Origin of the sequence: uncultured Bradyrhizobium sp., assembly GCF_964252615.1 — a bacterium.
Taxonomy (GTDB): Bacteria; Pseudomonadota; Alphaproteobacteria; order Rhizobiales; family Xanthobacteraceae; genus Bradyrhizobium.
On the sequence record NZ_CAXUNQ010000011.1, the window covers coordinates 95,318 to 105,706 of the forward strand.

Consider the following 10,389-nt stretch of genomic DNA (forward strand, 5'->3'; position numbering starts at 1 on the left):
GGGCGGGATGAGCGAAGCGCTTCCGCCCTCGCTCGTCGCGCCACCGGGGATGGGGTCGCTAACCCGCCTTACGGTTTTTCCCGAACGCCAGCACGTGCAGGCCGAGCCGCCGTCGCACGATCCAGAACAGCAGCGCGGTTTCGAACGCCAGCGCCATCGAGGTCGCGGCTGCGGCGCCATGGCCGCCGAACCGCGGAATCAAGATCACGCACAACACCACATTGACGACGAAGGCCGACGCGTAGGCCAGCGCGCAGACGTGCTGGTGGCCGAGCATGTTGAGCAGGCGTTCCACCGGCCCGATCGCCGAGCGCACCACGAGACCGATGGCGGCGATGAACATGATGTCGGTACCCACGACGAATTGCGGCCCGAACAGCCACAGCAGGGGCTTGGCGAATGCCAGCAGAACCGCGGTCGCGGCCACCGACGGCCAGAATGTCCATTGGATCGCGTGCGCGACATAGGCCGCAAGCCGCGCCTTGTCGCCGGCGGCATGATATTCGGCAAAGCGGTGTGCGGTGGTCGCCGACATCGCGTAGTGAATGAACGACACCAGCGCCAGCGTCTTCACCACTGCGAAGTAAACCCCGACCTCCTCGGAGGAACGGAACTGCTGCAGCAGCAATACGTCGGTGTAGGACAGCAGCAGATAGAAGCCTTCGACCATCAGGATCGGCAGCGACACCGCGAGCCAGCCGCGGAAGTCGTAGGATTTCGGGCCGGCTTCGATGGTCTCGCCGAGGCGGCGATTGAGCGCGATCATCTGGCCGGCCATGGCGATCCACACCGCCGCCGCACTTGCCAGCATCGCGGCGGAGGCGTCGAGATGGAAGCCGAGCGCGAAGGACCCTGCGGTAAAACCGATGATCAGCGACTGCCGCACCACGAATTGCGGCATCAGCCCGAGCCGCATCCAGTCATGCGCGCGCGAGATACCGTCCTGGGTGTTGGCGACGACGAAGGCCGGCAGCGTTGCGCAGCCGATCATCAGCGGCACCACGGCGCCGGTTTCGATCCAGGGCGACAGCAGTTTGACGACGAAGGCGAGCAGCGCCGAAACCACCGACGACACGACGAATGTCATCCAGCGGCTGCCGGTCAGGAAGCCGCGCAGCAGATGATGGCTGCCGCTGGCGCGATATTCGGGAATGAGTTTTTGCGCCGATACCGAGATGCCGAAATCCATCATACTGCCGAGCAGCAGCACCCAGGTCCAGACATAGACATAGACGCCGTAATCGGCGCCGCCCATCCACCGCGCCAGCAGGATCTGCGACAGATACGCCAGCGCGGCGCTGACGATACGGATCATGAAGATGGTGCCGGCAAGGCGTTTGGTCAGCGAGGCGTCGCCGGAGCCGCCAACGACACGGCCGAACATCGCGCGCAGCCGCGCAACAGCGCCCGCATTGTGTGGGGTGGATTGCGCGTCGGTCACGGCCACGGAGAAATCCTCATTGCCGCATCAGGCGCGGCGATGATTTCGGAATATCAACGATTCGTTAAGATTCGGTTGGGCTCAACTTTCGTCATTCCGGGATGCGCCTCTTGGCGCGGGCCCGGAATCCATAATCCCAATCGTGGTTAGGGATTCCGAGTCCACGCGAAGACGCGTGTCCCGGAATGACCCTTCGGGTCAATTCAAATTCACATTGAACTCGTAGGACCGGTCGGCGCCGACCAGCGTCAGCTTCAGCGCGGCGCCGTCGGGGCTGGCGCCCGGTGGCAGGCCTTCGAGATCGAATGCGAAGCGCTTGATTCCCGGCGGTCCATGGTCGAGCAATTTCGGCACCGGCAGCGCCCAGTCCGGGGTCGGGCCTTCGACGAACAGATTGACGTCGCTGCCGTCGGGTGCGGCGACCTCGACGACCATCCCGGTATTGCCGTCGCGCTTGACGTCCCGGATGGTGATCGGGTTGGGATCGCCGATCGTGGCCGGTTTCGGCACGCTGTCGAGCGCCGCGAACAGCGCCTGGTCCTCGGTGCTGGCCACGCTGGTGAAGGCGAGTTCGGCGCGGGCCTCGACCGGGATGCAGATTTTTTCGCATACCGCGTAACTGATCTCGGCGCGCAGCGTCACCGGCCTGTCGGCGTTTTTTGCGACGATCCGCAGCGGCAGCACCACCTGCCTCTGATAGCCCAGCGAGGTGCCGCCGGCGCCGTCTGCAAATTTCATCGGCGCCGGCCACAAAATGGTCACGGCCTCCACATTGTCCGACTTGGCAAAGTCGAATCGCGGCGGCACGCCGGAATCGCCGGGATTTCGCCAATAGGTATGCCAGCCCGGCTGCAGCTGGAACGCGATGCCGCCCATCAGCACCGCGCCGCTGCGCGATCCCGCCAGCAGCCGGACCGCGGAGTGGCCGTCCTTGAGCCAGGGCGAGGAATCCTGCGCCAGCACCGGCAGCGTGGCGCAGGACGCAATGATGGCGGCGAAACCGAACGCGGCGCGAGTGGGAACCATGACCGTCATCAAACGTATCTACAGCCAAGCGTATCGGCAAACCATTGAAATGCTTGTGATCCGTTCCGGTCCGGCGCGACTTGATTGACAGCACGGCCACCCGATATCAGGATAAGCGCCACCATGAGAGTCTCGCGCTGATGGACCCGACACGCAAACGGCCGCTTGGCGGCCGACGCAAGACCGCCGATGCGGATAAGGACGAGTCCGGCCGCGGTTATCTTGACGGCCAGATGCTGATCGCGATGCCGGTGATGGAAGATCCGCGCTTTGCGCATTCGGTGATCTATCTCTGCGCGCATTCGTCCGAAGGCGCCATGGGCATCGTCGTCAACCGCCCGGCGGGCAGCATCGATTTTCCGGAATTGCTGGTGCAGCTCGACATCATCCAGAAGGCCGATCAGATCAGGCTGCCGGAAAACGCCGGCAGCATGAAGGTCTTGCGCGGCGGCCCCATGGATACCGGCCGCGGCTTCGTGCTGCACTCCAGCGACTTCTTCATTCAGGACGCGACGCTGCCGATCGACGACCAGATCTGCCTGACGGCGACCGTCGATATTTTGAAGGCGATCGCCAAGGGCGCGGGTCCGAAGCACGCGATCCTGGCGCTCGGCTACGCCGGCTGGGCGCCGGGACAGCTTGAAACCGAAATTCAGCATAATGGCTGGCTGCATTGCGACGCCGACCCGGACCTGATTTTCGGCCGCGACATCGAGGAAAAATACCTCCGCGCGCTGCGCAAGATCGGCATCGATCCCGGCATGCTGTCGAACGAAGCAGGGCACGCTTAAACAATGTTGGTGTCGTCCCCGCTCGAAGGCGGGGACCCATAACCACCGTAGTCGGTGATCGGTGAGATGGTCTCACCCATCTTCCGTTTAAATCGAAAATCCTGTGGCTATGGGGCCCGCCTGCGCGGGGACGACAGCCAAAAGCTTGTCGCGTGTGTCAGCTCGCCGCTTCCAGCCGCTCTTCGGTCAAGAGCCGCATCGCGGCGTCGGCGTCCATCGGCTCGCCGAACGCGAAACCTTGCGCGTATTCGCAGCCCAACTGGTACAGCTCCACCGCATCCGAATCGGTCTCGGCGCCTTCGGCGACCACGTCCATGCCGAGGTCGTGGGCGAGTGCGATGATCGATTTGAGGATCACCGGCCGCGTGCCGCGGCTGGTGGTGCGCACGAAGGACTGGTCGATCTTGATGGTGTCGAACGGAAAGCGCTGCAGGTAGGCAAGCGACGAGTGCCCGGTGCCGAAATCATCCAGCGACAATCCGGTGCCGAGTTCGCGGATCCGGTGCAGCATCTGCGCGGCATGCTCCGGATTTTCCATCACCAGCGATTCGGTCAATTCCAGCTTCAGCGTGCCGCGCGCCACCGAGGAGCGCGACAGCACGGTGCGGATGTCGTGGATCAGATCGTGCCGCAGCAACTGCCGCGACGAGACGTTGACGCTGGCGAAGATCGGCTCGCGCGAGCGCATCGCGCGCTGCCAGATGGAAAGCTGCCGCGCGGTCTGGTCCATCACGAACATGCCGAGGTCGACGATCAGCCCGATTTCCTCGGCGATGGTGATGAATTCCTGCGGCGCCATGCGTCCGAGCTTCGGATGATCCCAGCGCGCCAGCGCCTCGAAGCCGGCGATGGAGCGATCCTCCAGCCGCACGATCGGCTGGTACAAAATGGTGATTTCCTCGCGCTCGATGGCGCGGCGAAGCTCGGATTCCAGCGTCAGCCGGTCGGTCTTGCGCGCGCGCATCGCCGGCTTGTAGACGTCGATGCGATCGCCGCCGATGCGCTTGGAATGATACATCGCAAGCTCGGCGTCCTTGATGATCTCCTCGGATAGCTGCGTCTGCGGGTCAGAGAGCGCAAGTCCGATCGAGGCGGTAAGGAAAATCTCGCGGTCGTTGAAGGCGATCGGGGCGCGGATGGTCTTGCGGATGGTTTCGGCAAAGGCGGTGATCTTGGCCTGATCCTGCTCCGACATCAGGATCAGGCCGAACTGGTCGCCGGCCAGCCGCGCCAGCGTATCCTGCGGTTTGAGGATGCGGGTCAGCCGCCGCGCCAAAGTCAGCAGGATGGAATCGCCGACCGAGATGCCGACGGAATCGTTGACCTGCTTGAAGCGGTCGAGGTCGATCACCATCAAGGTCGGCCTCAGGCTCGGCATGGTTTTCGCGAAATTCGCCACCGCGCCGAGGCGGTCGATGAACAGTTTCCGGTTCGGCAGCCCGGTGAGATTGTCATGCACCGAATCGTGCAGCAGCCGCTCCTCGGCGTTCTTGGCTTCGGTGACGTCGGTTAGCGTACCGACCACGCGCGATACTTCGCCGTCGGAGCCGACCACGGGGCGAGCCTTCAGCGCGAACCACATGAAATGACCGTCCGGCGTGCGTAAGCGAAAATCCTGCACCAGCCGGCCGCGGCGCTGATCCAGCACGCTATCGAGCGCCGCGCGAAAGCGGTCCTGATCGAGCGGGTGCAATACCTCCAGCCATTTCGCCGCCGGGCCTTCCAGCGTGCCGCGTTTCAGGCCGAGCAATGCCTCGGTTTCGGGGCTGGTGAAGACCTTGTCCGCAGCGACGTCCCAGTCCCAGACCAAATCGCCGGAGCCGGTCAGCGCCAGCGCGCGGCGTTCGATATCGGAGACGATGCCGGTGGTCATGCCGCCGCCGGCGAAGGCGTGCTGCATCACCGTGAATCCGATCAGCATCACGATCAGCACCAGCCCGCCGAGCAATGCGGGGCCGACGATATCGTTGGTGACGCTGCCCGCCACCGTCATGCCGGCGGCGACGACCCAGACCACCAGCAGGAACCAGGTCGGGATCAGCAGCACCGCTCGATCGAAACCGTGGGTGGAAAGGTAGACGATCAGCGCAAAACCGGCGACCGCGATCAGCACCAGCGATATCCGCGCAATGCCGGACGCAACCGCCGGGTCGAACAGCGCCAGCGCCACCAGCGACGCCAGGAACGCGAGCCAGCCCACGGTGATGTGGGAATAGCGCACGTGCCAGCGGCTCAAATTGAGATAGGCGAACAGGAATACCAGCAGCGTCGCGGCCAGAATCGCCTCGCCGGCCGCGCGCCAGACCCGCTCGGCATTGTTCGACATGTCGAGCACCTTGCCCCAGAAGCCGAAATCGACGCCGATATAGACCAGCACCGCCCATGCCAACGCGGCGGCGGCGGGAAACATGATGCTGCCCTTGACCACGAACAGGATGGTCAGCACCAGCGCCAAAAGGCCGGAAATGCCGATCACGATGCCCTGATAGAGCGTGAAGGAGTTGACCTTGTCCTTGTAGGCTTCGGGCTCCCACAGATAGAGCTGCGGCAGCTTGTCGGTGCGCAACTCCACGACGTAGGTGACGACCGCGCCGGGATCGAGCGTGATCCGGAACACGTCGGCGGTCGGGCTGTCCTGCTTCTCCGGACGATCGCCGGTCGACGGGGTGATGGTGGCGATGCGCGACAGTCCGAGATCGGGCCACAGCAGGCCGGACGAGACGATGCGATAATGCGGGGCAACGATCAGGCGATCGAGCTGATCGTCGGTGTTGTTGGCGAGCGCGAACACCACCCAGTTCTGTCCGCCCTCGCGCGCCCGCACTTCGATGCGGCGGACAATGCCGTCGGTGCCGGGCGCCGTCGAAACCTGGATACGGTCGGTGTCGTTGCGCTGATGATCGAGCACCGCGGTGAGATCGATGGCAGGCGCGTCGCTGCGGACGCTGACGGCGTCGATGGCGCGCGCCGGCGGCGCCGCAAACATCATGAGGCCCAGCGCGAGCGGCGCAAGGCACCTGATCAGACGCAAAGTCAGTTCTCCCCGATCAACGCCGCCGAACCGGCAAGGCGGTCCGGCGTTGCGCGATAAATGACATGAATGCGAGGAAAATCAAAGGGTTTCCGGTTGCGGATCGTGTCGGTGCCGTTAGACCGTCAACACAATTTTGCCAATATGTTCGCTGCTTTCCATGCGCCGGTGCGCGTCGCACGCCTGGTGCAGCGGAAATGTACTGTCCATCAACGGCTTTACGCGGCCCTCGCATATCAGCGGCATCACCCTGGCTTCGATGGCGGCGACCATCGCCGCCTTGTCGGCATTGCTGCGCGGACGCAGCGTGGAGCCGGTGTGATGCAGGCGTTTCACCATCAGCTTGGCAAAATTGACGGTGGCCTTGGGGCCGCCGAGGAACGCGATCTGCACCACCCGTCCGTCGATCGCCGCCGCCTCGTAATTGCGCTCGATGTAATCGCCGCCGACCATGTCGAGGATGACATTGGCGCCGGCCCCCGATGTCGCCGTCTTCACCTCGGCGACGAAGTCCGCGGTCTTGTAGTTGATGGCGCGGTCGGCGCCGAGCTTCACGCACGCCTCGGCCTTGTCCTGGGAGCCGACGGTGACGATCACGTTCGAGCCGAACGCCTTTGCGAGCTGGATCGCCATGGTGCCGATGCCCGACGAGCCGCCATGGATCAGCAGCGTCTCACCCGGGGCAAGCCCGCCGCGCTCGAACACATTGTGCCACACCGTCATCAGCGTTTCCGGCGTGGCGCCGGCCTCCGGCATCGACAGCGTCGCCGGCACCGCGATGGCCTGGGCATCCTGCGCGATGCAATATTGCGCGTAGCCGCCGCCGGCCACCAGCGACATCACCCGGTCGCCGAGCTTGTGTTTGGCAGCACCTTCGCCGAGCGCCACGACCTCGCCGGATATTTCGAGGCCGGGCAAATCGCTGGCGCCGGGCGGCGGCGGATAGGCGCCGGAGCGCTGTGCCACATCGGGACGGTTGACGCCGGCTGCATGAACCCGGATCAGGATCTGGTCTCGCCCGGGCACCGGTACCGCGCGGGTTTCGGGCACCAGCACCTCCGGACCGCCGGGTTTGCTGATGGCGACGACGGTCATTTGCGCGGGCAGCTTTTCCATGATTTTTCCTGACAAAAGCGCGAAAATGTCTTGAAGCCCGACCTGATTAGCCAGACTAACGTCTTGGAGCAAGACACATGGCCACCGAGGATGACGACAAACCGCGAAAGAAAATCACTCACGAGATCGGGCAGGATCTGTATCTGCTCTCCGTCGAGGAGCTCGCCGAGCGCATCGCGCTGCTCACCTCCGAGATCGAGCGGTTGAAGGAAGCGACGGCGAAAAAGCGCTCGTCCAAGGATGCGGCGGACCGGTTTTTCAAATCCTGAGAACCAGACACCGCACCGTGCCCGCCTGCGGGGAAGATGGCGGAGAGGTTGGCCGTCTCCTGCTCGGCCAATGGCCGACATGGCAAACCGCGCTTAAACAAATTCGTTCGTTTACGATTGATTAAGCTTTCTCGCGTATTACCAGCATTGTCCTGGTTTGGACACCGAGTGGCTCCTGTCACTCTGTTTGACGCCTCCCTGTTATCAACTTCAAAAGCCGCCGGAAACGGCGGCTCTTTTTTTGCGCCGGCTTTGCCGCGCAATGGGACGTCGGCGGGTTCGCGCCGGAGAGCGCGCTGCGGAACAACGAAGGCTGGAAACCATATTAGGCGTTGTGACTCGACTCTCAGCGCCCGGCGCGCAATGATTTGTTCATCATAAGCCGGCGACCCAAACCGGCCGCGTAAACAGTGGCGTGAGGCGTTAACCATGTCGGATCGTGCAAGCGAAAGCGGTCTCGTGCAGTTCAGCGAACGGCTGACCAATTCCGCGGCCTTTGGCACGCTGTTCCGCGACGGCATGGATCTGGTCGAGGAAACCGCGGCCTATCTCGACGGCATCGGCCGCACCGAAGCCAAGGCGCTCGACCGCGCCGTCAGTTTGACCTACGCCACCGAAAGCATGCGGCTGACCACGCGGCTGATGCAGCTCGCGTCATGGCTGCTGCTGCACCGTGCGGTCAAGGAAGGCGAAATGACGCTGACCCAGGCCAATCGCGAAAAGACCAAGGTCAAGCTTTCCGCCGCAGATCCCGGCGCCGCCGACACGGTCGGGAAACTGCCCCAGCAATTGCAGCACCTGATCGCCCGCTCCATGACGCTGCAGGCGAAAGTCCGCCGCCTCGACACCACCATCCACGCGCCGGCGACGGAACGCGCCGCGATCGGCAATCCGCTGGTGCCCCAGCTCAACCGTCTCAAGGCCGCGTTCGAGCGGTAGTCATTGTTCGACAAACTCGGCGTCGTCCCCGCGCAGGCGGGGCCCCATACTCCGTATCATCCATGTTCTGGATGACGCCAGTATCCTCGTTGAAGCAACGTGCTCACAACGAAGGCCAGGGGTTATGGGTCCCCGCCTTCGCAGGGACGACAGGTGGTGATGCTGTGACGACGAGGTAGTTTTGCTCTCTCCCTTCTCCATCGCCATGGTCCTGCTCGCCGCGCTCCTGCATGCGAGCTGGAATGCGCTGCTGCGCGGCGGGCTCGATCGCGCGCGGTCGATGGCGATGATGAATGCGACGCTCGGCATCGCCGGCCTGGTCCTGCTCGCGATCGCCGGACTTCCGGCCGCGGCAAGCTGGATCTATGTGGTCGCATCGGGCGTGCTGCACTGGATTTACGTGGCGCTGCTGCTGGTGACCTATCGCAGCGGCGACCTCGGCGAAACCTACCCGGTGGCGCGCGGATCGTCCCCGGCGCTGGTCGCGCTCGGCGGCAGCTTGTTCGCCGGCGAGTGGATGAACCTGATCGGCATCGTCGGCATCGGCCTCGTCTGCGGCGGCATCTTCATGCTCGCGGCGGCAAAGGGGCGATTGCGCCACATGAACTTGCCCTGGGCGCTGGCGACCGGCGTCAGCATCGCGGCCTACACCGTCGTCGACGGCATCGGCGTGCGGGCATCCGGCAATTGGGCCGGCTATACCGCGGCGGTGTTCGCGTTCTTCATCGCGATGCCGCTGTGGTTCCTGGCGCGATCCGGAGCGGGGTTTTTCAAGGCCCCCGCCACCGAAGTGGCCAAGGCCGTCGGCGGCGGCGTGATCTCGATCCTGGCCTACGGCGCCATCATCTGGGCGATGCAGGCAAGCCCGATGGGCGCGGTGTCGGCGCTGCGCGAAACCAGCGTGGTATTTGCGGCGTTGCTCGGGGCTGCGTTTCTCGGCGAGCGGCTCACGGCGCAGCGCATCGTCGCGTGCTGCATCATCGCGGCGGGCGCGGTAGTGGTGGGGTGGCATTAACCGTCATTGCGAGGAGCGAAGCGGACGAAACCATGCAGACCGCTGGTTTCCGGATTGCTTCGCTCGCAATGACGGCGTGCTCACTCCTTCTTCAAAAACCCGGAAAACTTCTTCTGGAATCGGGAGACGCGGCCGCCGCGGTCGAGCATCTGCTGGGCGCCGCCGGTCCAGGCCGGGTGCGACTTGGAGTCGATGTCGAGGTTGAGCTTGTCGCCTTCCTTGCCCCAGGTCGAGCGCGTCTGGTATTCGGTGCCGTCGGTCATCACGACCGTAATGGTATGATAATTCGGGTGAATTTCGGCTTTCATGGCGTATCCTTCGGCGCGCCGGCGCCCGCAAACTCAATGGCAATGGACGGATTTGGCCGCTCTATAACGTAAGCGGGCTGCCAAAACAAGGTCCGGACGGCATTTGCCAGCACGGCCTGCGGGGCCTATCTGGAAGCGTTATAAATCGGATGATCCAGATTCATGCGTGCGGCCGAACAGCTTGAAAATGCGCCGATCAACACTCTCGGAATGCCGGAAAACCCGGCGGCCGAGCCGTCCTCCGTCGAAGCGGGCTTGACGCGGGCGCCGGGCCAAAGCCGCGCGAAACTGCGTCCGCTGCTGGCGCTGGCGCCGTATGTGGCGCGCTATCGCGGCCGCGCGTTTCTTGCGCTGATCGCGCTGACCGTCGCGGCGCTGACCACGCTGCTGGTGCCGGTCGCGGTGCGGCGCATGATCGACTTCGGGTTCAGCCCCGAAGGCATTGCCATGATC

General features: G+C 64.1%; 9 protein-coding genes and 1 pseudogene. 5 read left to right on the plus strand and 5 right to left on the minus strand.

The window, feature by feature from the left end; genetic code table 11:
• Positions 1–58 precede the first annotated feature (58 nt).
• Positions 59–1,447 (minus strand): lipopolysaccharide biosynthesis protein, encoded by a 1,389-nt coding sequence (locus tag ACFE72_RS09115; protein ID WP_375412759.1) that lies wholly within the window; start codon positions 1,445–1,447, stop codon positions 59–61.
• A 192-nt stretch (positions 1,448–1,639) separates the two neighbouring features.
• The gene (locus tag ACFE72_RS09120) at positions 1,640–2,476 is read right to left on the minus strand and encodes a protein-disulfide reductase DsbD domain-containing protein (RefSeq protein WP_375412760.1); all 837 of its coding nucleotides are present in this window, start codon (positions 2,474–2,476) and stop codon (positions 1,640–1,642) included.
• A 131-nt stretch (positions 2,477–2,607) separates the two neighbouring features.
• Between ACFE72_RS09120 and ACFE72_RS09125 the strand changes: the two genes are divergently transcribed.
• Positions 2,608–3,258, plus strand: coding sequence for a YqgE/AlgH family protein (locus ACFE72_RS09125; RefSeq protein ID WP_375412761.1), 651 nt, complete (start codon positions 2,608–2,610; stop codon positions 3,256–3,258).
• Between the two features lie 157 nt (positions 3,259–3,415).
• Here ACFE72_RS09125 and ACFE72_RS09130 read toward each other — a convergent pair whose 3' ends face one another.
• Together ACFE72_RS09130 and ACFE72_RS09135 are read right to left on the minus strand one after the other, a co-directional pair.
• Complete coding sequence (locus ACFE72_RS09130) at positions 3,416–6,289, minus strand: EAL domain-containing protein (protein ID WP_375412762.1); 2,874 nt, start codon at positions 6,287–6,289, stop codon at positions 3,416–3,418.
• A 117-nt stretch (positions 6,290–6,406) separates the two neighbouring features.
• Entirely contained in the window at positions 6,407–7,405 is a 999-nt protein-coding gene (locus ACFE72_RS09135; RefSeq protein WP_375412763.1) for an NAD(P)H-quinone oxidoreductase, read from the minus strand.
• A 77-nt stretch (positions 7,406–7,482) separates the two neighbouring features.
• Between ACFE72_RS09135 and ACFE72_RS09140 the strand changes: the two genes are divergently transcribed.
• The 3 genes from ACFE72_RS09140 (at position 7,483) to ACFE72_RS09150 (ending at position 9,628) form a co-directional block, all read left to right on the plus strand.
• On the plus strand, positions 7,483–7,674 hold the full coding sequence (locus ACFE72_RS09140) for a DUF1192 domain-containing protein (protein WP_375412764.1): 192 nt from the start codon (positions 7,483–7,485) through the stop codon (positions 7,672–7,674).
• Between the two features lie 429 nt (positions 7,675–8,103).
• Complete coding sequence (locus ACFE72_RS09145) at positions 8,104–8,613, plus strand: DUF1465 family protein (RefSeq protein ID WP_375412765.1); 510 nt, start codon at positions 8,104–8,106, stop codon at positions 8,611–8,613.
• Positions 8,614–8,794: 181 nt separating this feature from the next.
• Complete coding sequence (locus ACFE72_RS09150; protein ID WP_375412766.1) at positions 8,795–9,628, plus strand: EamA family transporter; 834 nt, start codon at positions 8,795–8,797, stop codon at positions 9,626–9,628.
• 80 nt (positions 9,629–9,708) lie between these two features.
• On the opposite strand, the gene rpmE is transcribed toward ACFE72_RS09150, so the two are convergent.
• Positions 9,709–9,936, minus strand: coding sequence for a 50S ribosomal protein L31 (rpmE, locus tag ACFE72_RS09155; RefSeq protein WP_375412767.1), 228 nt, complete (start codon positions 9,934–9,936; stop codon positions 9,709–9,711).
• Between the two features lie 162 nt (positions 9,937–10,098).
• On the opposite strand from rpmE, the pseudogene ACFE72_RS09160 reads away from it, so the two are divergent.
• Positions 10,099–10,389 (plus strand): annotated as a pseudogene (locus ACFE72_RS09160) (ABC transporter); the annotation flags it as partial.

What these genes read in the sequence shown, in the direction of transcription:
- ACFE72_RS09125 (WP_375412761.1), top strand. Translation starts at nt 2,608, where the DNA reads ATGGACCCGACACGCAAACGGCCGCTTGGCGGCCGACGCAAGACCGCC.
- ACFE72_RS09120 (WP_375412760.1), bottom strand. Translation starts at nt 2,476, where the DNA reads ATGACGGTCATGGTTCCCACTCGCGCCGCGTTCGGTTTCGCCGCCATC.
- ACFE72_RS09140 (WP_375412764.1), top strand. Translation starts at nt 7,483, where the DNA reads ATGGCCACCGAGGATGACGACAAACCGCGAAAGAAAATCACTCACGAG.
- ACFE72_RS09135 (WP_375412763.1), bottom strand. Translation starts at nt 7,405, where the DNA reads ATGGAAAAGCTGCCCGCGCAAATGACCGTCGTCGCCATCAGCAAACCC.
- rpmE (WP_375412767.1), bottom strand. Translation starts at nt 9,936, where the DNA reads ATGAAAGCCGAAATTCACCCGAATTATCATACCATTACGGTCGTGATG.
- ACFE72_RS09145 (WP_375412765.1), top strand. Translation starts at nt 8,104, where the DNA reads ATGTCGGATCGTGCAAGCGAAAGCGGTCTCGTGCAGTTCAGCGAACGG.